Here is a 22,673-nt window from a genome sequence, read left to right as displayed (position 1 = left end):
TCAGAACTCGAGCCCGGCTTCGCGGGCGGCGTCGGCCAGCGCGGCGACCCGCCCCGCGTACCGGTTGCCACCGCGGTCGAAGACGACCTTGGCGATACCAGCGGCCTTCGCCCGCTCGGCGAGCAGAACGCCGACCTTGCCGGCCAGAACACTCTTGTCGCCCTCGGTGCCCCGCAGCGAGGCATCCAGGGTCGAGGCCGACACCAGGGTGTGCCCCTTGGTGTCGTCCACGATCTGGGCGACGATGTGCCGCAGCGAACGGGTGACCACCAGGCGGGGACGCGCGGGCGTCCCACTGACCTGCCGCCGGACCCGGAAGTGCCGGCGCGCCCGCCCGACGGCGCGCTTGGCGGCGACACCGCGGCGACGCTTGAGCAGCGTGGCGCTCACTTCTTACCTGCCTTTCCGGCCTTACGGCGGATCACTTCACCCTGGTACTTCACGCCCTTGCCCTTGTAGGGCTCCGGCGGACGGATCTTCCGGATGTTCGCGGCGACCTCACCGACCAGCTGTTTGTTGATGCCGGCCACGTGGAACAGCGTGGGCTTCTCCACCGAGAAGGTGATGCCTTCCGGCGCCACCACGGTGACCGGGTGCGAGAACCCGAGCGCAAACTCGAGGTCCTTGCCCTTCGCGGTTACCCGGTAACCGGTGCCCGCGATCTCCAGACTCTTCCGGTAGCCCTCGGTCACACCGACGATCATGTTGGCGACCAGGGTACGGCTCAGTCCGTGCAGTTCCTTGGCCGTGCGCTCGTCATTCGGGCGAGCCACGTTCAGCTGCCCGTCCTCCGCCCGCTCGATCGTGATCGGCTCGGCGACGGTGTGCGAGAGTTCGCCCTTGGGGCCCTTGACCGTGACGGTCTGGCCGGCGATCGTGACGTCAACGCCGGCTGGCACCGGGATCGACTTACGTCCAATACGCGACATTTCTACCTGTCTCCCGTTACCAGACGAAGGCGAGGACTTCCCCGCCAACGCTCCGCTTGCGGGCCTGCCGATCGGTGAGCAGCCCCTGGGACGTCGAAATGATCGCCACGCCAAGCCCGCCGAGCACCCGCGGGAGCTCACCCGACTTGGCGTACACCCGGAGGCCGGGCTTGGACACGCGCTTGATGCCGGCCAGGCTCCGCTCGCGGTTCTGGCCGTACTTCAGCTCGACGACCAGTCGCTTGCCGACGGCGCTCTCCTCGGGCTCCTCGACCAACCAGGTGCTGATGTACCCCTCGGACTTGAGGACCTCGGCGATATTCGCCTTGATCTTCGAGTAGGGCATCGTCACCCGGTCGTGGTACGCCTGGTTGGCGTTACGCAGACGCGTGAGCATGTCTGCGATCGGGTCGGTCATCGTCATTAAACTCGTCAACCTTTCTCGCCGGGGTTCCCGGGCGATCCCGGGCCTACGGCGAAGAGACAGTGCAGCTGACGCGCGGAGCGCGCCGGGCTATTACCAGGAAGCCTTGGACACGCCGGGCAGCTCACCGCGGTGGGCCATCTCCCGGATGCAGACCCGGCAGAGACCGAACTTGCGGTAGACCGCCTTCGGACGCCCGCACCGCTGGCAGCGGGTGTACGCGCGAACCGAGAACTTCGGCTTCGCGGCCGCCTTGAGGATCAGCGCCTTCTTGGCCATCTCAGTTCTCCTTGAACGGGAAGCCCAGGAACTTGAGCAGCGCCCGGCCCTCATCGTCGGTCGTGGCGGTGGTGACCACCGTGATGTCCATGCCCCGCTGGCGATCGATCTTGTCCTGGTCGATCTCGTGGAACACCGACTGCTCGGTCAGACCGAACGTGTAGTTACCGTTCCCGTCGAGCTTGCGCCCGTCGAGACCGCGGAAGTCACGGATACGCGGCAGCGCGATGGAGAGCAGCCGGTCCAGGAACTCCCACATCCGGTCGCCGCGCAGCGTGACCTTCGCGCCGATCGGCATGCCCTCCCGCAGCTTGAACTGCGCGATGGACTTGGTGGCCCGCCTAACCTGCGGCTTCTGGCCGGTGATGGTGGCCAGATCGCGGACGGCGCCGTCGATCAACTTGGCATCCCGGGCGGCCTCGCCGACACCCATGTTGACGACGATCTTGACCAGACGCGGCACCTGCATCGGGTTGCCGTACTTGTACTGCTCCCGCAGCTGGCCCACGATCTCGTTACGGTACCGCTCCTTGAGGCGCGGCATGTTCTTGGTTTCGGTAGCCGTGGTCATCACAGGTCCTTACCGGTGCTACGCGCGATGCGGACCTTCTGGCCATTGTCATCGATCCGGTAACCGACTCGGGTCGGCTTGCCGTCGGAGTCCAAGACCATCACGTTCGAGACGTGGATCGGAGCCTCCTGGGTGACGATGCCACCGGTCTTCGCGCCACGCTGGGTGGTGCTGATGCGGGTGTGCTTCTTGACCCGGTTCACGCCCTCGACCAGGACCTTGTCCTGCCGCGGGTAGGCCGCGATGACCTTACCCTTGGCACCCTTGTCCTTGCCGGCGATGACGACGACCGTGTCGCCCTTCTTGACCTTCACGGTCACAACACCTCCGGCGCGAGAGAAATAATCTTCATGAACCGCTTGTCCCGCAGCTCCCGGCCAACCGGGCCGAAGATACGGGTGCCACGCGGATCCCCACCGTCCTTGATGATGACGGCGGCGTTCTCGTCGAAGCGGATGTACGAGCCGTCCGGCCGCCGCTTCTCCTTGGCGGTACGAACGACGACCGCCTTCACGACATCGCCCTTCTTGACACCGGCGCCCGGGATCGCGTCCTTGACGGTGGCCACGATGACGTCGCCGATGCTCGCGTAGCGCCGACCGGAGCCACCGAGCACCCGGATGCACAGGATCTCCCGGGCACCCGTGTTGTCGGCGACGCGCAGTCGCGACTCCTGCTGAATCACGTCTATCTCCTATGTCTGCCGGTTCTCCGGCCGCACACGGCGGCCGGAGCCTGGCGGAACCTGCGCCCGACCGGAACCGGCCGAGCTCGAGCCTTCGCTACTTGGCCTTCTCGAGGATCTCCACGAGCCGCCACCGCTTGGTGGCAGACAACGGCCGGGTCTCCATGATCAGGACCCGGTCGCCGATGCCGGCCGAGTTCTGCTCGTCGTGGACCTTCAGCTTGCTGGTGCGGCGCATGATCTTGCCGTACAGCCCGTGCTTGACGCGGTCCTCGACCTCGACGACAACGGTCTTGTCCATCTTGTCGCTGACCACGAGGCCCTCACGAACCTTCCGGCGGGCCCGCGTGGTCGCGGTGGTGTTCTCGCTCATCCTGCAGTCACCTCAGTCGGCGCGGCCGAGAGCCCCAGCTCGCGTTCACGCATGATCGTGTAGATCCGGGCGATCTCCCGACGAATGACCTGCAGCCGCCGGTTGTTGTCCAGCTGCCCGGTTGCGGCCTGCACGCGGAGGTTGAACAGCTCCGCCTTAGCCTCGCGCAGCTTCGTGACCAACTCCTCCTCGGAGAGCTCACGCAGCTCGGCGGCCTTAACGCCCGCTGCCATCAGGATTCACCCACTTCGCGTGTAACAATCCGGCACTTCATCGGGAGCTTGTGAATCGCGCGACGCATCGCCTCACGCGCGATCTGCTCGTTGGGGAAGGACATCTCGAAGAGAACCCGCCCCGGCTTCACATTCGCGACCCACCACTCGGGAGAGCCCTTACCGGAACCCATCCGGGTCTCCGCCGGCTTCTTGGTGAGCGCCTGGTCCGGGAAGATCGTGATCCAGACCTTGCCACCACGCTTGATGTGCCGGGTCATCGCGATACGCGCCGACTCGATCTGGCGGTTGGTCACGTAGGCCGGCTCGAGAGCCTGGATCCCGAACTCGCCGAACACCACCCGGTTACCGCCCTTGGACGCGCCACTGCGGTCCGGGTGGTGCGGCTTGCGGAAGCCCTTCGGGGGCTTGCGCGGCATCAGCATCTGTCAGCCCTCCTGCTGCGTTTCTGCCGGCTGGGTGGCGGCCGACGCGATCGCGCCAGCGTCCACCGACTCGCCGCTCGGCGTCTCGGCCGCCTGCGCGATGGTGGTCGCGGCGGCGCGGCCGGCCTCGGTGCCACCAGCGGTGGTGCCGGACGAACCAGACCTACCCCGACGCGGACGCTCCGAGCGGTCGCCGCGCTCCCGGCGCGGACGCGACGGAGCCTCGGCCGGGGTCTCCCGGCCCGGCACCGCGTCGCCCTTGTAGATCCAAACCTTCACACCGATCCGGCCGAAGGTGGTCCGGGCCTCAAAGAAGCCGTACTCGATGTTGGCCCGTAGCGTGTGCAGCGGGACCCGGCCCTCGCGGTAGAACTCGGTCCGGCTCATCTCGGCACCACCGAGCCGCCCCGAGACCTGCACCCGGATGCCCTTGCAGACCGGGTTCTTCATCGCCGACTGCATGGCCTTGCGCATCGCCCGACGGAAGCTGACCCGGCTGGACAACTGCTCGGCCACGCCCTGCGCGACGAGCTGCGCGTCCGACTCGGGGCTCTTCACCTCGATGATGTTGAGCTGGACCTGCTTGCCGGTCAGCTTCTCCAGCTCGCCGCGGATCCGGTCGGCCTCAGCACCCTTACGGCCGATCACGATGCCCGGTCGGGCGGTGTGGATGTCGACGCGGACCCGGTCCCGGGTGCGCTCGATGTCAACCTTGGAGATTCCCGCCCGCTCCAGGCCCTTGGACATCATCCGCCGGATCTTGACATCCTCGCCGACGTAGTCCTTGTAGAGCTTGTCCGCGAACCAGCGCGACTTCCAGTCGGTCGAGATGCCGAGCCGGAACCCGTGCGGGTGAACCTTCTGACCCATTACTCGGCACCCTCCGTCTTGCTCTCGGTCGCAGCTGGCGTGGTCTCCTTCGCCGGGGCCGCCTTCTTCGCCGCCGCCTTCTTGGGCGCAGCCGGCGCGACCGCCTCAACCACCACCGTGATGTGACAGGTGCGCTTCCGGATCCGGTACGCCCGGCCCTGGGCGCGCGGCTGGAACCGCTTCATCGTCGGGCCCTCGTCCACGTACGCCTCGCGGACGAGCAGCGCATCGGGGTCCAGCCGCTCGTTGTTCTCCGCGTTGGCGATCGCGCTCGCGAGTACCTTGTACACCTGCTCGCTCGCGGCCTGTGGCGCGAACTGCAGCACCGTGAGCGCCTCCTTCGCGGGCAGGCCGCGGACGAGGTTGACCACCCGGCGCGCCTTCATCGGCGAGATGCGCACGTACCGCGCAACCGCCCGCGCGCCCGGAAGCACCGGAGCGTCGCCCTTTCCTGGCATCGCTGTAACCCCTTGTTCCTCTATCCGTATGCCCGCGGCGTCAGCGCCGACGGCTCTTCCGGTCGTCCTTCTCGTGACCCTTGAACGTGCGGGTCTGCGCGAACTCGCCGAGCTTGTGCCCGACCATCGCCTCGGTCACGAACACCGGGACGTGCTTGCGTCCGTCGTGCACAGCGATCGTGTGACCCAGCATCTCCGGGATGATCGTCGAGCGCCGCGACCAGGTCTTGATGACGTTCTTGGTGCCCTTGTCGTTCTGCGTCTCCACCTTCTTGAGCAGGTGGTCGTCGATGAACGGGCCCTTCTTCAGGCTGCGAGGCATCTCTTATCTCCCTCAGCCGCGCTTACGCGTGGCGTAGCGACGGCGGACGATCAGCCGGTCACTCGGCTGGCCCTTACGGCGGGTACGGCCCTCGGGCTTACCCTGCGGGTTGACCGGGTGCCGGCCACCAGAGGTCTTACCCTCACCACCACCGTGCGGGTGGTCGACCGGGTTCATGGCCACACCACGGACGGTCGGGCGCTTGCCCTTCCACCGCATCCGGCCGGCCTTGCCCCAGTTGATGTTTGACTGGTCGGCGTTGCCGATCTCACCGATGCTGGCCCGGCAGCGCACGTCAACGCGGCGGATTTCACCGGAGGGCATCCGCAGGGTCGCGTAGGCGCCCTCCCGGCCGAGCAGCTGGATTCCGGTCCCCGCGGAGCGGGCCAGCTTGGCGCCGCCCCCCGGACGCAGTTCCACGTTGTGGATCGTCAGACCGACCGGGATGTTCCGCAGCGGCAGGTTGTTGCCCGGCTTGATGTCGGCGCCCGGACCCGACTCGACGATGTCGCCCTGCTTCAGGTCCTTCGGCGCGAGGATGTACCGCTTCTCGCCGTCCAGGAAGTGCAGCAGCGCGATCCGCGCGGTGCGGTTCGGGTCGTACTCGATGTGCGCGACCTTCGCCGGCACGCCGTCCTTGTCGACTCGCTTGAAGTCGATGATCCGGTACTGGCGCTTGTGGCCGCCACCCTGGTGCCGGGCGGTGATCCGGCCGTGGGCGTTCCGCCCACCCTTCTTCGGCAGCGGAGCCAGTAGCGACTTCTCCGGCGTGGACCGGGTGATCTCGGCGAAGTCGGCGACACTCGAGCCACGCCGGCCCGGCGTCGTCGGCTTGTACTTACGGATAGCCATTGTCTACACCCCTCAGCTGACCGGGCCGCCGAAGGCCTCGATGCGGTCACCGTCAGCCAGCTTCACCATCGCCCGCTTGGTGTCCTTGCGCTTGCCGAACCCGGTCCGGGTCCGCTTGCGCTTGCCCACGCGGTTGAGCGTGTTGACCGTCAGGACGCGGACGTTGAAGATCTGCTCAATGGCGATCTTGATCGCGGTCTTGTTCGCGTCCGGGTGCACCAGGAACGTGTACCAGTTGCGGTTCAGCTCGCTGTAGCTCTTCTCCGAGACGACCGGCGCAATGATGATGTCGCGCGGGTCGGCGATCGTGCTCACTTGCCACCCTCCTCGGTGGTCTCAGCGGGAACGCCCAGGAACTCCTCCAGGGCCTCCTTGGTGAAGACCACGTCGTCGGCCAGCAGCACGTCGTACGTGTTGAGCTGGCCGGACTCGATCAGGTGCACCCGCGGCTCGTTGCGCAGCGACACCCAGTTCACCTCATCGGTGCTGCTCAGCACCACCAGCACCCGGCGTGCGTCGGTCAGCTTCGCCAAGGTGGTCAGAGCCGCCTTCGTTGACGGCTTCTCACCGGCGACGAACGCCTCGACGACATGCACCTTCTCCGCGCGGGCCCGGTCCGAGAGGGCACCCCGCAGCGCGGCGGCCTTCATCTTCTTCGGGGTGCGCTGGCTGTAGTCGCGCGGCACCGGGCCGTGTACCACGCCGCCCCCGGCGAACTGCGGAGCGCGGATCGAGCCCTGGCGGGCCCGGCCGGTGCCCTTCTGCTTGTAGGGCTTCTTGCCGCCGCCGGCGACCTCGCCCCGCGTCTTGGTCTTGTGCGTGCCCTGTCGAGCCGCCGCGAGCTGAGCCACCACGACCTGGTGCATCAGCGGGATGTTGGCCTGCGCGTCGAAGATGTCAGCGGGCAGCTCAACGGAGCCGGCCTTGGTACCTTCGACGGTGAGGACATCAACGGTGGTCACTTGGCTGCCCCACCCTTCTTCGCCTTGGCCGCGGTGCGGACCAGGACCAGCGCGCCCTTGGGGCCAGGGATGGCACCCCGGACGAGCAGGAGATTGTTCTCGGTGTCAACCGCCTGGACGGTGAGGTTCTGGACGGTGTAACGCACGCCACCCATCCGGCCGGCCATCCGGGTGCCCTTGAAGACACGTCCCGGCGTGGCGCAGCCGCCGATCGAACCCGGCGAGCGGTGCTTGCGCTCGACACCGTGACTGGCGCGCAGGCCGTGGAAGCCGTGCCGCTTCATCGGGCCGGCGTAGCCCTTGCCCTTGGTCTTTCCGGTCACGTCGACCGAGATCCCGGCCGGGAACTCCTCGACCGTGACCTCCTGGCCGAGCGAGTACTCGGTGGCGTCGGTGGTGCGCAGCTCGACGATGTGTCGGCGCGGCGCGACTTCGGCCTTCGCGTAGTGGCCGCTGATCGGCTTCTTGACCTTGCGCGGGTCGATGGCGCCATACGCCAACTGAACGGCCGCGTAGCCGTCCTTTTCCTGGCTACGGACCTGGCTGACGACACACGGGCCGGCCTGCACCACAGTCACCGGGACAACACGGTTGTTGTCCCAGACCTGGGTCATGCCGAGCTTCGCGCCCAGGATCCCCTTGACTTGCCTGTCCATTTGTCCGATCCCTACAGCTTGATCTCGATGTCGACGCCAGCCGGCAGGTCGAGGCGCATGAGCGAGTCGACCGTCTTCGGGGTCGGGTCGATGATGTCGATCAGCCGCTTGTGCGTGCGCATCTCGAAGTGCTCGCGCGAGTCCTTGTACTTGTGCGGCGAGCGGATAACGCAGAAACGGTTGATCTCCGTGGGCAGCGGCACCGGCCCTGCGACCTGCGCCCCGGTGCGCGTCACCGTCTCGACGATCTTCCGAGCCGAGGAGTCGACGACCTCGTGGTCATAGGCCTTGAGCCGGATGCGGATCTTCTGTCCCGCCATAGTGGCTTCTGTTCCTTCTCTCGATGCCGCTGTGTTGCGGACGCCCGTGCCGAGTGGCACCGGGCCCGCTTCGCCGACCCCCGCGGTCGGGCGTGTCGCGCCCTTGGTTCAGAGTCCGCCCCGGGATTCCGGAGCGATTCTGCCGCGGTGGGTCATCACGTCAATCGCACTATGGCGACCTAGACGCCGCGCGAGGGTGGTCAGCGAAGAATCGCCGACCACCCTGCGCCCGACTGGTTCCCCCGCCCGGAGGTTCGGCACTGCCGAACGCAAACGGGCGAACCATCGTTACGCAACCTGACTAGTATGCCGCACGAGCGGCGGCACACCTAATCGGGGTTACCTAGCTCACTGAATGATCTTGGTGACGCGACCCGCGCCAACCGTGCGGCCACCCTCGCGGATCGCGAACTTGAGGTTCTCCTCCATCGCGACGGGCTGGATCAGCTTCACGGTCATCGTGGTGTTGTCGCCCGGCATGACCATCTCGGTGCCCTCGGGGAGGGTAACAACGCCGGTAACGTCCGTGGTCCGGAAGTAGAACTGCGGACGGTAGTTCTGGAAGAACGGCGTGTGGCGGCCACCCTCCTCCTTGGAGAGGATGTAGACCGTCGCCTCGAACTCGGTGTGCGGGGTGGCGGTGCCCGGCTTGATGACGACCATGCCGCGCTCGACGTCCTCGCGCTTCACGCCACGCAGCAGCAGACCGACGTTCTCACCCGCACGCGCCTCGTCCAGCAGCTTGCGGAACATCTCGATGCCGGTGCAGGTGGTCTTCGTCGACTTCTCGCGGATGCCGACGAGCTCCACCTCCTCGTTCGGCTTCAGCACGCCACGCTCGGCGCGACCGGTGACGACCGTGCCCCGGCCGGTGATCGTGAAGACGTCCTCGATCGGCATCAGGAACGGCTTCTCGGTCTCGCGCTCCGGCTGCGGGATCGAGGTGTCGACCGCGGTCATCAGCTCCATGAGCTTGCCGGCCCACTCCGGGTCGCCCTCAAGGGCCTTCAGCGCGGACACCCGCACGACCGGCAGGTCGTCACCCGGGTACTCCTGCGAGGAGAGCAGCTCACGGACCTCGAGCTCGACGAGCTCAAGGAGCTCCTCGTCGTCAACCATGTCGCTCTTGTTGAGCGCCACGACGATGTACGGCACGCCGACCTGGCGGGCCAGCAGCACGTGCTCGCGGGTCTGCGGCATCGGGCCGTCGGTCGCCGCGACCACGAGGATCGCGCCGTCCATCTGTGCCGCACCGGTGATCATGTTCTTGATGTAGTCGGCGTGCCCGGGGCAGTCGACGTGCGCGTAGTGCCGCGCCTCGGTCTGGTACTCGACGTGCGCGATCGAGATCGTGATACCGCGGGCCTTCTCCTCCGGCGCCTTGTCGATCTCGTCGAACGGCATGTACGGGTTCAGGTCCGGGTACTGGTCGTGCAGGACCTTGGTGATGGCCGCCGTCAGCGTCGTCTTACCGTGGTCGATGTGACCAATGGTGCCGATGTTGACGTGCGGCTTAGTCCGCTCGAACTTCGCCTTCGCCACTGGTGTCCTCCTGTGGACTTTCTTGGTTCGTTCGCCCCGGCGCGCCGGTCGGCGCTTAGGACTCTGTCGACAGCCTTTCCGGCCTGACGGCCGGGAAGCCATTTGTGAGCTCTGCGGCGATGAAGCCTACAGGCCCAGATTCATGCCCTCCGACCGAGGTGGTCACGGGCGGGAGACCCTCCCGCGACCGCCCCGGCTCATCAACCGGCTCAGGCGAGTGTCACTCGCCGGTCGCCTTGGCGATGATCTCCTTCGCCACCGAGGCCGGGACCTCGGCGTAGGAGTCGAACTGCATGCTGTAGCTAGCCCGGCCCTGGGTCTTCGACCGCAGGTCGCCGACGTAGCCGAACATCTCCGACAACGGCACCAGGGCACGGACGACGCGGGCACCGCCGCGATCCTCCATCGCCTGGATTATGCCTCGACGGGAGTTAATATCACCGACGACGTCACCCATGTTCTCCTCTGGAGTGGTGACCTCAACGGCCATCATCGGCTCGAGCAGTGCCGGATCGGCCTTGCGGGCCGCGTCCTTCAGCACCATCGAACCGGCGATCTTGAACGCCATCTCAGACGAGTCGACCTCGTGGTACTGACCGTCCACCAGCGTCAGCTTCACCCCGACCAGCGGGAAGCCGGCCAGAATGCCGTACTGCATGGCATCCTGCGCACCCGCGTCCACCGAGGGGATGAACTCCCGGGGGATGCGACCACCGGTGACGGCGTTGGCGAACTCGTAGGTTGGAGCGTCGTTGTCCAGGGGCAACGGCTCCAGACTGATGATCACCCGGGCGTACTGGCCGGAGCCACCGGTCTGCTTCTTGTGGGTGTACTCAACCTTCTCCACCTTGCGGCGGATGGTCTCGCGGTACGCCACCTGCGGCTTACCGATGTTCGCCTCGACGTTGAACTCGCGGCGCATCCGGTCCACCAGGATGTCCAGGTGCAGCTCACCCATGCCGGAGATGACCGTCTGCCCGGTCTCGTCGTCCAGCTTGACGCGGAAGGTCGGGTCCTCCTCGGCCAGCCGCTGGATGGCGGTGCTCAGCTTCTCCTGGTCGGCCTTGGTCTTCGGCTCGATGGCCACCTCGATGACCGGCTCCGGGAAGGTCATCGACTCAAGGATGACCGGGTTCGCCGGGTCGCAGAGGGTGTCACCGGTGGTGGTCTGCTTGAGGCCCTGAACCGCGATGATGTCGCCAGCCTTGGCGGAGCCGCGCTCCTCCCGCTTGTTGGCGTGCATCTGGTAGATCTTGCCGATCCGCTCCTTGCGGTCCTTGGTGGAGTTGACCACCTGCGAACCGGTCTCGACCACACCGGAGTAGACCCGGACGTAGGTCAGCTTCCCAAGGTGCTTGTCGGTCTGGATCTTGAAGGCGAGACCGGAGAACGGCTCCGAGGTGGACGGCTTCCGCAGCAGCGGGGTCTCACCGTCGGTCGCGGTGCCCTCGATCGCCGGGACATCCAGCGGCGACGGCAGGTAGTCGACCACGGCGTCGAGCATCGGCTGGACGCCCTTGTTCTTGAAGGCGGAGCCGCAGAGGACCGGGTTGGCCTTACCGGCGATGGTCGCCCGGCGGATGGCAGCCTTGATCTCCTCGATGGAGAAGTCCTCGCCCTCCAGGTACTTCTCCATCACCGCGTCGTCGACGTCGGCCAGCGTCTCCATCAGCTTCTCGCGCCACTCGGTGGCGACGTCGGTCAACTCGGCCGGGATCTCCTCGACCGCGTAGTCCTCGCCCTTCTGGGTTTCCCCACGCCAGGTGAGGGCACGCATGCCGATCAGGTCAACGACGCCGATGTGCTCGGACTCGAGCCCAATCGGGACCTGAAGCACCAACGGGGTGGCGTTGAGCCGGTCCACCATCATCTGGACGCAGCGGAAGAAGTCTGCACCGGTCCGGTCGAGCTTGTTGACGAAGCACATCCGCGGGACGTTGTACTTGTCGGCCTGACGCCAGACGTTCTCCGTCTGCGGCTCCACGCCGGCGACTCCGTCGTAGACCGCGACCGCACCATCCAGAACCCGCAGCGACCGCTCGACCTCGACCGTGAAGTCGACGTGGCCGGGCGTATCGATGATCTGAATCGTGTGGCCCTTCCACTCGCACTTCGTGGCGGCGGAAGTGATCGTGATACCGCGCTCCTGCTCCTGCGCCATCCAGTCCATGACGGCAGCGCCCTCATGAACCTCACCGATCTTGTAGGTGATACCGGTGTAGAACAGGATTCGCTCGGTGGTAGTGGTCTTACCGGCATCGATGTGCGCCATGATGCCGATGTTGCGTACGTTGGCGAGCGCGTCTGCGGCGGCCACTTCAATCCCTACTTATCGTCGTCTCGACACAACTGGTGTGGTTCCGGCGCCGAGACGGCGCCGGAACCCGGGTGTTACCAGCGGTAGTGCGCGAAGGCCTTGTTGGACTCGGCCATCTTGTGGGTGTCCTCGCGCCGCTTGACGGCGGCGCCGAGGCCGTTGCTCGCGTCCAGCAGCTCGTTCATCAGCCGCTCAACCATGGTCTTCTCGCGCCGGGCACGGGCGTAGGTAACCAGCCAGCGCAGGCCCAGGGTGGTGGCGCGGGCCGGACGAACCTCGACCGGCACCTGGTAGGTGGCGCCACCAACCCGACGGCTACGCACCTCGAGCGTCGGCTTGACGTTGTCCATCGCCCGCTTGAGGGTGACCACGGGGTCGGTGCCGGACTTCTCCCGGCAACCCTCCAGCGCCGCGTAGACGAGGGTCTCGGCGAGCTGGCGCTTGCCGCGCAGCAGGATCTTGTTTACCAGCTGGGTGACCAGCGGCGAGTTGTACACCGGGTCAGCGACCAGTGGCCGCCGCGGAGCGGGTCCCTTACGCGGCATGTCAGCTCTTCTCCTTCTTCGCGCCGTAGCGGCTACGCGCCTGCTTGCGGTTGCGGACACCCTGGGTGTCCAGCGAGCCACGCACGATCTTGTACCGCACACCGGGGAGGTCCTTCACCCGGCCACCGCGGACCAGCACGATCGAGTGCTCCTGGAGGTTGTGACCGACGCCCGGAATGTAGGCGGTCACCTCGATCTGGCTGCTGAGCTTGACCCGAGCGACCTTACGCAGCGCCGAGTTCGGCTTCTTCGGGGTGGTGGTGTACACCCGGGTGCACACGCCCCGCCGCTGCGGGGACCCCTTCAGGGCGGGGGTTTTCGTCTTGGTCGTCTTGGCCTGACGGCCCTTTCGGACCAGCTGCTGAATGGTGGGCACCGGGTTTCTCCGCTCCCTTCGGTCGCCAGCAGGCAACCGCGCCGTCTGCTTCTAGCCGGCCGGATGGACGGCTCTCCTACACTCCAACCAGGGCCACCTGCCGGGGTCCCAGCACCCGCGGTCGGGCGTGTCGCCGATTCGCGGTTTCCCGGTCGTCACTCACGGGCGAAAACCGGGTTTGGTCACCGGCGCGAGGTGGCCGGATCTCTGGTTGTCGTCGTGCACCGTGAGAACACCCACGAAGCGAGATCACAGCGCACGCACGAACTGCCCAGGCATGCCTGGGCACAAGAAGAAAGGGTACCTACCACAACCGCGCAGGTCAAAACCGGGCGGCCAGCGGGCTCACCCACCGGTCGAGACCGTTCGGCCTGCGCGCCCGTGCCGGGCACCCACCGAGTGTACCGGCTGCACCCGGCGACGATTCCGCGGCCCTCGGTTCCCCACGCCCCGCGCAATCAGCCCTAAACGATCAGGACAACCCCACGAGCAGTGCCAACCCAAGCCCACCCAGGTTGAGCAGCAGCCCGGCACCACCGCAGCTCACTCCGGCCCAGGCCAATCCCCGCCCGGAGAACCGGACCGCCGGCGGCGGCATCGGCCGACGGATCTGCCGCAGCCCGAACAAGCCGACACCAACAGCGCCCGCCCCGGTAAGGACGCCCAACATGGCGAAGGCTCCCGCAGCCCACGCACCGTCCCCACCCGCCCCAATCACGCCGAAACCGACCACCGGCAACGAGACCAGAATCGAAACAATCCCCACGACCAGGGACCCCACCGCGAGACCGGAGGTGACCGCCGGCACGTCGAGGTGCACAACCCCGAACGGCGTACCCGGCACCGGATGAATCTGACTCGGCCGACCCAGCGCCTCCCGCGGTGGCGGCGGAGACACCACCGGCAGGGGGCCCCAACCGGGCGTTGCGGTCGGTGGCGTGCCCGCCGGACCGGACGGCGCTGGTGGCCGGGCCCACGGGTCTGGCGTCGGCGCCCGCAGCGGTGATGGCGGGGGCGCCCCCTCGACTGGCCCCTGCGGCCCGCCGGGTGCCGTCGGGTCGGTGCCCTGTGGGCGTGCCGGATCGGTCACAGGTCCTCCAGGTCGGCAGTCGACGCCCAAGCGCCGAACATCGGTCAGGCTACCGCTGCGCGGCCCGCGGGCGGTGCCCGACTTGGTCAACGCTGCCAACGGTCAGTCCATGTTCGGGGCGAAATCCTGGCCGTAGGGAGCCTCCGCCAGCCGAATGACACCCATCACCACCAGGACGGTCAGCACAACCATGGTCAGCACCAGGCCGGTCCAGGCCAGTCGCTCCCCCCGTCGCAGCCACGCCGCTCCGGTGAGAAACCCCCCAGACCGGTACGCCTCACGACGCGCCTGTCGCGCCAACACGAGTGCCACGGTGGCCGGCACCACTCCCCCGACGAACAGGCCGGTCAGGGCCCCGAACAGCCCGAGCGCGAAGACCGCCCGCGCCTTGGTTGACCGCACCGGCTCGGGGTCCTGCGGGTGCCGGGGCAGCCCCAGCAGGGCGACCGGGGTGGGCTCGGCAGCGGTGCTCATGCCCCCATCATGCCCGGACCTGGATAGGAACAGACCTCGAGCCGGTTACCCAGCGGATCACGAAACCAGAACCAGATCACTGGCTGGTCCGGGGCCTGATTCAGCTCACCGACCTCGGCCCCCCGCTCGATCAGCCACCGCCGGGCGGCGACGGCGTCGGGGGCGTGAAAGTTGAAACCGGACCACTCGCCTCCCGCCGGGTTGATCAGAGTCACCGGCGGGCCCTCGGGGGCCTGGAGCACCACGATGTGCGAGGTGCGGAAGCGCTCGGGCCAGCCCAGGGTCTCCTGGTACCACTGCGCCACGGCATGTGGATCATCAACCTTGACGAAGACGGTGTCTACCCTACGCAGCGGACTGTCGGACATGCCGAGGACGGTAGCGGCCGGCACCGACACCGACACCGACACCGACACCGACACCGACACCACCGAACACGACGCGGCCCCCGGCAACGCCGGGGGCCGCGTCCAGCACGGGGTCTAGCGGTACGACCCGAAGTCGAAGTCGTCCAGCGGGACCGCCTGGCCACTGGCCGGCCCGAAGCCGTAATCGGTCTCCGGGTAGCCGGTCATCGAGTAGACCTTGGCCTTCGCCTCCTCGGTCGGCTCGACCCGGACGTTGCGGTACTTGCTGATGCCAGTACCAGCCGGGATGAGCTTACCGATGATCACGTTCTCCTTGAGACCGATCAGCGAGTCGCTGCGGGCGTGGATCGCCGCGTCCGTCAGCACCCGGGTGGTCTCCTGGAAGGAGGCCGCCGAGAGCCAGGAGTCGGTGGCCAGGGAGGCCTTGGTGATACCCATCAGCACCGGACGGCCAGCGGCAGGCTCGCCGCCCTCGGAGACGAGCCGGCGGTTCTCCGACTCGAACAGCGCCCGGTCCACGAGTACGCCCGGCAGGAACTCGGTCGAGCCGGAGTCGATCACCGTCACCCGCTTGAGCATCTGCCGGATGATGATCTCGATGTGCTTGTCGTGGATGAGCACACCCTGCGAGCGGTAGACCTCCTGGACCTCCTGGGTCAGGTGGACCTGGACCGCACGCGGACCGAGGATGCGAAGCAGCTCGTGCGGGTCGATCGTGCCGACCGTGAGCTTCTCGCCGACCTCGACGTGGTCGCCGTCGTTGGCCAGCAGTCGCACCCGCTTCGAGATCTTGTCGTAGGCGATCTCGTCGCTGCCGTCGTCCGGCACCACAATGATCTTCCGGGACCGCTCGCCATCCTCGATCCGGACCCGACCAGGGGTGTCCGCGATCGGAGCCTTGCCCTTCGGGATACGAGCCTCGAAGATCTCCTGGACCCGGGGCAGACCCTGGGTGATGTCCTCCCCAGCGACACCGCCGGTGTGGAAGGTACGCATCGTCAGCTGCGTACCCGGCTCACCGATCGACTGGGCGGCGATGATGCCAACCGCCTCGCCGACGTCCACGGTCTTGCCGGTCGGAAGCGAACGGCCGTAGCAAGCCCCGCAGACGCCCAGCTTCGACTCACAGGTGAGCACGCTGCGGACTCGGACGGACTCCACTCCGGCGGCGACGATCTTGTCCACCAGAATCGAGTTGATGTCCGCGCCCCGCTCGGCGACGACGGTGCCGTCCGGCCCCTTGATGTCGTCAGCCAACGTGCGGGCGTGCACGCTGGTCTCCGCGTGCTCGTGCACGGCCAGCGAACCGGCGTCGCCGGCGTGCTGGCCCACCTGCATCGGAATAGCCCGGTCGGTGCCGCAGTCCTCCTCGCGGATGATCACATCCTGCGAGACATCCACCAGACGACGGGTCAGGTAGCCCGAGTCGGCGGTACGCAGGGCGGTGTCCGCCAGACCCTTACGGGCACCGTGCGTGGAGATGAAGTACTCCAGCACCGACAGGCCCTCCCGGTAGGAGGCCTTGATCGGACGCGGAATGATCTCACCCTTCGGGTTCGCCACCAGGCCACGGATCGCGGCGATCTGCCGGAGCTGAAGCAGGTTACCGCGGGCCCCCGAGTTGATCATCTTCCAGAGCGGGTTCTCCTGCGGTAGCGCGGTGTCCATCTCCTTGGCGACCTCGTTGGTCGCCTTGGTCCAGATCTCGATGAGCTCACCGCGACGTTCCTCGGCGGTCATCAGACCACGCTGGTACTGCTTGTCGATCCGGTCGGCTTCCTTCTCGTACCGACCAAGGATCTCCCGCTTACGCGGCGGCGCGAGGACGTCCTCCATCCCGATGGTCACGCCGGACCAGGTGGCCCAGTGGAAACCGGCTTCCTTGAGACCATCCAGGGTGGCCGCGAGGGCGACCTTCGGGAACCGCTCGGCGAGGTCGTTGACGATCGCGGAGAGCTGCCCCTTGCGGATCTCGTAGTTCACGAACCGGTAGCCCGGCGGCAGGGTCTCGTTGAACAGAACCCGGCCGAGCGTCGTCTCCACCGTGATCGGGTCGCCCTCGACCCAGCCCTCCGGCGCGGTCCACGGCTCGGCACCGGGGCCACTCTCGACCCCGACGAGGCCCCGCAGCCGAATCTTCACCGGCGCCTGCAGGTGCAGTTCACCGTTGTCGAACGCCATCCGGGCCTCGGCGTCCGAGCTGAACGCCCGGCCCTCGCCCCGCTCACCCGGAGTGAGGTGGGTGAGGTGGTAGAGACCGATGATCATGTCCTGGGTGGGCATGGTCACCGGCTTGCCGTCAGCCGGCTTGAGGATGTTGTTGGACGAGAGCATCAGGATCCGCGCCTCGGCCTGCGCCTCGGCGGACAGCGGCACGTGGACCGCCATCTGGTCACCGTCGAAGTCAGCGTTGAACGCGGTGCAGACCAGCGGGTGGATCTGGATCGCCTTGCCCTCGACCAGCTGCGGCTCGAACGCCTGGATACCCAGTCGGTGCAGGGTCGGCGCCCGGTTGAGCAGCACCGGGTGCTCGCCGATGACCTCCTCGAGCACATCCCAGACGACCGGCCGCTGCCGCTCGACCATCCGCTTGGCGGACTTGATGTTCTGGGCGTGGTTGAGGTCCACCAGCCGCTTCATCACGAACGGCTTGAACAGCTCCAACGCCATCTGCTTGGGCAGGCCGCACTGGTGCAGCTTGAGCTTCGGACCGACCACGATAACCGATCGGCCCGAGTAGTCGACCCGCTTGCCGAGCAGGTTCTGCCGGAACCGGCCCTGCTTGCCCTTGAGCATGTCGGACAACGACTTGAGCGGACGGTTACCCGGACCGGTGACCGGTCGACCACGACGGCCGTTGTCGAACAACGCGTCAACGGCCTCCTGGAGCATCCGCTTCTCGTTGTTCACGATGATCTCGGGAGCACCGAGATCGATCAGCCGCTTAAGCCGGTTGTTCCGGTTGATCACCCGGCGGTAGAGGTCGTTCAGGTCGGAGGTCGCGAAGCGGCCACCGTCGAGCTGCACCATCGGGCGCAGGTCCGGCGGGATGACCGGGACGCAGTCCAGCACCATGCCGAGCGGCGAGTTGCTGGTGTTCAGGAACGCGGCGACCACCTTGAGCCGCTTGAGCGCCCGAATCTTCCGCTGGCCCTTACCGGTGCGGATGGTCTCCCGCAGGCTCTCCGCCTCGGTGTCGAGGTCCATGTTCTGGACCAGGGCCTTGATCGCCTCGGCCCCCATCCCGCCGGTGAAGTACTCGCCGAACCGGTCGCGCAGCTCCCGGTAGAGCAGCTCGTCGGTGACCAGCTGCTTCGGCTCCAGCTTGCGGAAGGTTTCCAGCACCTCGTCCAGGCGGTCGATCTCGCGCTGGGCCCGGTCGCGGATCTGGCGCATCTCGCGCTCTCCGCCTTCCTTGACCTTGCGCCGGACGTCCGCCTTGGCGCCCTCGGCCTCCAGCTCGGCGAGGTCGGCCTCCAGCTTGCCCGCCCGCTTCTCGATCTCCGAATCCCGGCTGTTCTCGGACTGCCGCTTCTCGGCGAGAATCTCGTTCTCGATCGTGGCCAGATCCCGGTGACGCGCGTCGGCGTCCACACTCGTCACCACGTACGAGGCGAAGTAGATAATCTTCTCGAGGTCCTTGGGGGCAAGATCCAGCAGGTAGCCCAGCCGGCTCGGCACGCCCTTGAAGTACCAGATGTGGGTCACCGAGGCAGCGAGCTCGATGTGCCCCATCCGCTCCCGGCGGACCTTGGACCGAGTCACCTCAACGCCGCAGCGCTCACAGATGATGCCCTTGAAACGGACTCGCTTGTACTTACCGCAGTAGCACTCCCAGTCCCGCTGAGGACCAAAGATCTTCTCGCAGAAAAGCCCGTCCTTCTCCGGCTTGAGAGTGCGGTAGTTGATCGTCTCCGGCTTCTTGACCTCGCCGTGGGACCACTGCCGGATGTCGTCGGCGGTGGCGAGGCCGATGCGCAGCTCGTCGAAGAAGTTGACGTCGAGCACGTTATATCCCTCGTGTCGTGTCTGATCTCTAGCTAGCTCTCGGCGGGGTTGCGGGCCGGCCGGCCCGCAACCCTCGCCACTCACACCTCTTCGACCGAGCTCGGCTCACGCCGGGACAGGTCGATGCCCAGCTCCTCCGCGGCCCGGAACACCTCGTCGTCGGTCTCCCGCATCTCCAGGGCCACACCGTCGCTGGAGAGCACCTCGACATTGAGGCAGAGCGACTGAAGCTCCTTGAGTAGCACCTTGAACGACTCCGGAATGCCCGGCTCCGGGATGTTCTCGCCCTTGACGATCGCCTCGTAGACCTTCACCCGGCCGAGGACGTCATCGGACTTGATGGTCAGCAGCTCCTGCAGTGCGTACGCGGCACCGTACGCCTGCATCGCCCAGCACTCCATCTCACCGAAGCGCTGGCCACCGAACTGCGCCTTACCACCCAGCGGCTGCTGCGTGATCATCGAGTACGGACCGGTCGACCGCGCGTGAATCTTGTCGTCGACCAGGTGGTTGAGCTTCAGGATGTAGATGTAGCCGACCGCGATCGGGTCCGGCAGCGGCTCACCGGAGCGACCGTCGAAGAGTTGGGCCTTACCGGACGAACCGATCAGCTGCTTGCCATCCCGGTTGGCCCGGGTGGACGCGAGCAGCCCGGAGATCTCCTCTTCGCGGGCACCGTCGAAGACCGGGGTGGCCACGTTGCTGTCCGGCTCGGACTCGTCGGCACTGATCGCCTGGAGCTGCCGCTTCCACTCGGCGTCGTCACCCTCGACCTTCCACCCGGTCTTGGCCACCCAACCGAGGTGCGTCTCCAGCACCTGGCCGATGTTCATCCGGGATGGCACACCGAGCGGGTTCAGCACGATGTCGACCGGGGTTCCGTCCTCAAGGAACGGCATGTCCTCCACCGGCAGGATCTTGGAAATGACACCCTTGTTGCCGTGCCGGCCGGCGAGCTTGTCGCCGTCCTGGATCTTCCGCTTCTGAGCGACGTAGACCCGGACCAGCTCGTTGACGCCCGGCGGCAGCTCGTCGCCGTCCTCGCGGGAGAAGGTACGCACCCCGATGACCGTGCCGGTCTCGCCGTGCGGCACCTTCAGCGAGGTGTCCCGGACCTCGCGCGCCTTCTCGCCGAAGATCGCGCGGAGCAGCCGCTCCTCGGGGGTCAACTCGGTCTCACCCTTGGGCGTGACCTTACCGACCAGGACATCGCCGGGGACGACCTCGGCACCGATCCGGATGATGCCCCGCTCATCGAGGTCGGCGAGCATCTCCTCGCTGACGTTCGGGATGTCGCGGGTGATCTCTTCCGGCCCAAGCTTGGTGTCCCGGGCGTCAACCTCGTGCTCCTCGATGTGAATCGAGGTCAACACGTCCTGCTGCACGAGGCGCTGCGACAGGATGATCGCGTCCTCGTAGTTGTGGCCCTCCCAGGTCATGAACGCCACGAGCAGGTTGCGCCCGAGCGCCATCTCGCCGTCGTCGGTACACGGACCGTCGGCGATCACCTGGCCGGCCTCGACCCGGTCCCCCTCGAACACGACCGGCTTCTGGTTGACGCAGGAGCCGGCGTTGGAACGGCGGAACTTGTGCAGCAGGTAGGTGCGGCGGTGGCCGTCGTCCTGGTGCACGGTGATGTAGTCGGCGCAGAGGTCCTCGACGACACCGCCGAACTCGGCGACCACCACGTCACCGGCGTCCACCGCGGCCCGGTACTCCATGCCGGTACCGACCAGCGGCGCCTCGGCCTTGACCAGCGGCACCGCCTGACGCTGCATGTTCGCGCCCATCAGCGCGCGGTTGGCGTCGTCGTGCTCGAGGAACGGGATCATCGCGGTCGCGACCGAGGTCATCTGTCGCGGCGACACGTCCATGTAGTCCACGGCCGCCGGGGCCACGTCCTCGGTCTCGCCACCCTTACGACGGACCAGGACGCGATCCTCGGCGAACGAGCCGTCCGCCCGCAGCGGTGCGTTGGCCTGCGCCTTGACGAAGCGGTCTTCCTCGTCCGCGGTCAGGTAGTCGATCTGGTCGGTGACCCGACCGTCAACGACCTTCCGGTACGGCGTCTCGATGAAGCCGAACGGGTTGACCCGGGCAAAGGTGGACAGCGCGCCGATCAGCCCGATGTTCGGGCCTTCCGGCGTCTCGATCGGGCACATCCGACCGTAGTGCGACGGGTGTACGTCGCGGACCTCGAATCCGGCCCGCTCCCGGGACAGACCACCGGGGCCGAGAGCACTCAGCCGACGCCGGTGGGTGAGGCCCGCCAGCGGGTTGGTCTGGTCCATGAACTGGGACAGCTGCGACGTGCCGAAGAACTCCTTGATCGCCGCCACCACCGGACGGATGTTGATCAGAGTCTGCGGCGTGATCGCCTCGACGTCCTGCGTGGTCATCCGCTCCCGAACGACCCGCTCCATCCGGGACAGGCCGACCCGGACCTGGTTCTGGATCAACTCACCCACGGTACGTAGCCGACGGTTACCGAAGTGATCGATGTCGTCGGCCTCGTAGCCCTCCTCCCCGGCGTGCAGCCGGCAGAGGTACTCGACGGTGGCGACGATGTCGTCCTGGGTGAGCACCCCGGTGTCGATCGACAGGTCCAGTTCGAGCTTCTTGTTGAACTTGTACCGGCCGACCTTGGCGACGTCATACCGCTTCGGGTTGAAGAAGAGGTTGTCGAGCAGGGTCTGGGCGTTCTCCCGGGTCGGCGGCTCACCCGGACGCAGCTTGCGGTAGATGTCCAGCAGCGCCTCGTCCTGGCTGGCGATGTGGTCCTTCTCGAGCGTGGTCATCATCAGCTCGGACCAGCCGAACCGCTCGCGGATCTGCTCCGCCGTCCAACCGATCGCCTTGAGCAGCACGGTGACGGCCTGCCGACGCTTACGGTCGATGCGCACCCCGACCGTCTCGCGCTTGTCGATGTCGAACTCCAGCCAGGCACCCCGACTGGGGATGACCTTCACGCTGGAGAGGTCGCGGTCGGAGGTCTTGTCCGGCTGCTTGTCGAAGTAGACACCCGGCGACCGGACGAGTTGGCTGACGACGACGCGCTCGGTACCGTTGATGATGAAGGTGCCCTTCGGCGTCATCATCGGGAAGTCACCCATGAACACCGTCTGGCTCTTGATCTCGCCGGTGGTGTTGTTGGTGAACTCCGCGGTCACGAAGAGCGGGGCGCAGTAGGTGAGATCCTTCTCCTTGCACTCCTCGATCGAGGCCTTGACCTCGTCGAAGCGTGGGGCCGAGAAGGAGAGTGACATAGTGCCGGAGAAGTCCTCAATGGGACTGATCTCGTCGAGAATCTCCGCGAGACCCGAGCGCGCGTGCGGATCGTCCGCCGACCGGCCCTGCCACGCCTCGTTGCCAACCAACCAGTCAAAAGACTCGGTCTGAATGGCAAGGAGGTTGGGGACCTCGAGGTGTTCGGTAATCCGACCGAAAGAAACTCGGCGGGGAGCGAAAGCGCTCGACGTACGACTGGTCTTCGCAGGGCGGGAAGCTGCCAAGATGCGTCCTTCCGAGGACCGGTGCTGCAGAACGGCTGGTACGCGCGCACTCCAATAACCCCACCAGAAATATCCACAATCG

Annotated in this window: 27 protein-coding genes; all 27 read right to left on the bottom strand. The window is 66.8% G+C overall.

What is annotated here, in order from left to right; all coding sequences use genetic code 11:
• The gene (gene rplR / locus B118_RS0100255) at positions 1–390 is read right to left on the bottom strand and encodes a 50S ribosomal protein L18 (protein WP_018217051.1); all 390 of its coding nucleotides are present in this window, start codon (positions 388–390) and stop codon (positions 1–3) included.
• Complete coding sequence (rplF, locus tag B118_RS0100250) at positions 387–929, bottom strand: 50S ribosomal protein L6 (RefSeq protein WP_018222588.1); 543 nt, start codon at positions 927–929, stop codon at positions 387–389. Before rplF ends, rplR begins: the two co-directional genes overlap by 4 nt.
• 16 nt (positions 930–945) lie before the next feature.
• A complete protein-coding gene (gene rpsH / locus B118_RS0100245) occupies positions 946–1,353 on the bottom strand; it encodes a 30S ribosomal protein S8 (protein ID WP_018217053.1) in 408 nt (135 codons plus the stop codon).
• A 93-nt stretch (positions 1,354–1,446) separates the two neighbouring features.
• Positions 1,447–1,632 (bottom strand): type Z 30S ribosomal protein S14, encoded by a 186-nt coding sequence (locus B118_RS0100240; protein WP_007073023.1) that lies wholly within the window; start codon positions 1,630–1,632, stop codon positions 1,447–1,449.
• A 1-nt stretch (position 1,633) separates the two neighbouring features.
• On the bottom strand, positions 1,634–2,203 hold the full coding sequence (gene rplE / locus B118_RS0100235) for a 50S ribosomal protein L5 (protein ID WP_028192241.1): 570 nt from the start codon (positions 2,201–2,203) through the stop codon (positions 1,634–1,636).
• The gene (gene rplX, locus B118_RS0100230; protein WP_013288626.1) at positions 2,203–2,523 is read right to left on the bottom strand and encodes a 50S ribosomal protein L24; all 321 of its coding nucleotides are present in this window, start codon (positions 2,521–2,523) and stop codon (positions 2,203–2,205) included. Before rplX ends, rplE begins: the two co-directional genes overlap by 1 nt.
• Positions 2,520–2,888, bottom strand: coding sequence for a 50S ribosomal protein L14 (rplN, locus tag B118_RS0100225; RefSeq protein WP_007073026.1), 369 nt, complete (start codon positions 2,886–2,888; stop codon positions 2,520–2,522). Before rplN ends, rplX begins: the two co-directional genes overlap by 4 nt.
• A 97-nt stretch (positions 2,889–2,985) precedes the next feature.
• Entirely contained in the window at positions 2,986–3,261 is a 276-nt protein-coding gene (gene rpsQ, locus B118_RS0100220) for a 30S ribosomal protein S17 (protein WP_012015117.1), read from the bottom strand.
• Positions 3,258–3,494 (bottom strand): 50S ribosomal protein L29, encoded by a 237-nt coding sequence (gene rpmC / locus B118_RS0100215; protein ID WP_012015118.1) that lies wholly within the window; start codon positions 3,492–3,494, stop codon positions 3,258–3,260. The genes rpsQ and rpmC overlap by 4 nt, the downstream gene beginning before the upstream one ends.
• Positions 3,494–3,919, bottom strand: a complete 426-nt coding sequence (gene rplP, locus B118_RS0100210; protein WP_007465292.1) for a 50S ribosomal protein L16 — start codon at positions 3,917–3,919, stop codon at positions 3,494–3,496. Before rplP ends, rpmC begins: the two co-directional genes overlap by 1 nt.
• Positions 3,920–3,922: 3 nt before the next feature.
• Positions 3,923–4,789, bottom strand: coding sequence for a 30S ribosomal protein S3 (gene rpsC / locus B118_RS0100205; RefSeq protein WP_018810195.1), 867 nt, complete (start codon positions 4,787–4,789; stop codon positions 3,923–3,925).
• A complete protein-coding gene (rplV, locus tag B118_RS0100200; protein ID WP_018222585.1) occupies positions 4,789–5,247 on the bottom strand; it encodes a 50S ribosomal protein L22 in 459 nt (152 codons plus the stop codon). Before rplV ends, rpsC begins: the two co-directional genes overlap by 1 nt.
• Before the next feature lie 40 nt (positions 5,248–5,287).
• A complete protein-coding gene (rpsS, locus tag B118_RS0100195) occupies positions 5,288–5,569 on the bottom strand; it encodes a 30S ribosomal protein S19 (protein WP_018222584.1) in 282 nt (93 codons plus the stop codon).
• 12 nt (positions 5,570–5,581) lie between these two features.
• A complete protein-coding gene (gene rplB / locus B118_RS0100190; RefSeq protein WP_018222583.1) occupies positions 5,582–6,421 on the bottom strand; it encodes a 50S ribosomal protein L2 in 840 nt (279 codons plus the stop codon).
• Between the two features lie 12 nt (positions 6,422–6,433).
• Entirely contained in the window at positions 6,434–6,736 is a 303-nt protein-coding gene (gene rplW / locus B118_RS0100185) for a 50S ribosomal protein L23 (protein WP_012015123.1), read from the bottom strand.
• Positions 6,733–7,383 (bottom strand): 50S ribosomal protein L4, encoded by a 651-nt coding sequence (rplD, locus tag B118_RS0100180; protein ID WP_018222582.1) that lies wholly within the window; start codon positions 7,381–7,383, stop codon positions 6,733–6,735. The genes rplW and rplD overlap by 4 nt, the downstream gene beginning before the upstream one ends.
• Entirely contained in the window at positions 7,380–8,039 is a 660-nt protein-coding gene (rplC, locus tag B118_RS0100175) for a 50S ribosomal protein L3 (RefSeq protein ID WP_018222581.1), read from the bottom strand. The genes rplD and rplC overlap by 4 nt, the downstream gene beginning before the upstream one ends.
• Before the next feature lie 11 nt (positions 8,040–8,050).
• A complete protein-coding gene (gene rpsJ, locus B118_RS0100170; protein ID WP_007073037.1) occupies positions 8,051–8,359 on the bottom strand; it encodes a 30S ribosomal protein S10 in 309 nt (102 codons plus the stop codon).
• Between the two features lie 348 nt (positions 8,360–8,707).
• Positions 8,708–9,901, bottom strand: coding sequence for an elongation factor Tu (gene tuf / locus B118_RS0100165; RefSeq protein ID WP_018222580.1), 1,194 nt, complete (start codon positions 9,899–9,901; stop codon positions 8,708–8,710).
• Positions 9,902–10,121: 220 nt separating this feature from the next.
• The gene (fusA, locus tag B118_RS0100160; protein WP_018222579.1) at positions 10,122–12,218 is read right to left on the bottom strand and encodes an elongation factor G; all 2,097 of its coding nucleotides are present in this window, start codon (positions 12,216–12,218) and stop codon (positions 10,122–10,124) included.
• Positions 12,219–12,292: 74 nt separating this feature from the next.
• The gene (gene rpsG, locus B118_RS0100155) at positions 12,293–12,763 is read right to left on the bottom strand and encodes a 30S ribosomal protein S7 (RefSeq protein WP_012015128.1); all 471 of its coding nucleotides are present in this window, start codon (positions 12,761–12,763) and stop codon (positions 12,293–12,295) included.
• 1 nt (position 12,764) lies between these two features.
• On the bottom strand, positions 12,765–13,139 hold the full coding sequence (gene rpsL, locus B118_RS0100150; protein WP_007465318.1) for a 30S ribosomal protein S12: 375 nt from the start codon (positions 13,137–13,139) through the stop codon (positions 12,765–12,767).
• Positions 13,140–13,611: 472 nt separating this feature from the next.
• A complete protein-coding gene (locus tag B118_RS0100145) occupies positions 13,612–13,983 on the bottom strand; it encodes a hypothetical protein (protein ID WP_026270435.1) in 372 nt (123 codons plus the stop codon).
• 348 nt (positions 13,984–14,331) lie between these two features.
• Complete coding sequence (locus B118_RS0100140) at positions 14,332–14,703, bottom strand: hypothetical protein (RefSeq protein WP_018222577.1); 372 nt, start codon at positions 14,701–14,703, stop codon at positions 14,332–14,334.
• Entirely contained in the window at positions 14,700–15,071 is a 372-nt protein-coding gene (locus B118_RS0100135; RefSeq protein ID WP_018222576.1) for a VOC family protein, read from the bottom strand. The genes B118_RS0100140 and B118_RS0100135 overlap by 4 nt, the downstream gene beginning before the upstream one ends.
• 114 nt (positions 15,072–15,185) lie before the next feature.
• Entirely contained in the window at positions 15,186–19,079 is a 3,894-nt protein-coding gene (locus B118_RS0100120; RefSeq protein WP_018222574.1) for a DNA-directed RNA polymerase subunit beta', read from the bottom strand.
• An 80-nt stretch (positions 19,080–19,159) separates the two neighbouring features.
• On the bottom strand, positions 19,160–22,591 hold the full coding sequence (gene rpoB, locus B118_RS0100115; RefSeq protein ID WP_026185688.1) for a DNA-directed RNA polymerase subunit beta: 3,432 nt from the start codon (positions 22,589–22,591) through the stop codon (positions 19,160–19,162).
• Between the last annotated feature and the right edge of the window lie 82 nt (positions 22,592–22,673).

Source organism: Salinispora pacifica CNR114, assembly GCF_000514775.1.
In the GTDB taxonomy this organism is placed as follows: Bacteria; Actinomycetota; Actinomycetes; order Mycobacteriales; family Micromonosporaceae; genus Micromonospora; species Micromonospora pacifica.
The sequence above is the reverse complement of the archived record's forward strand: the minus strand, read 5'-3'. Positions and strand labels throughout refer to the sequence as shown.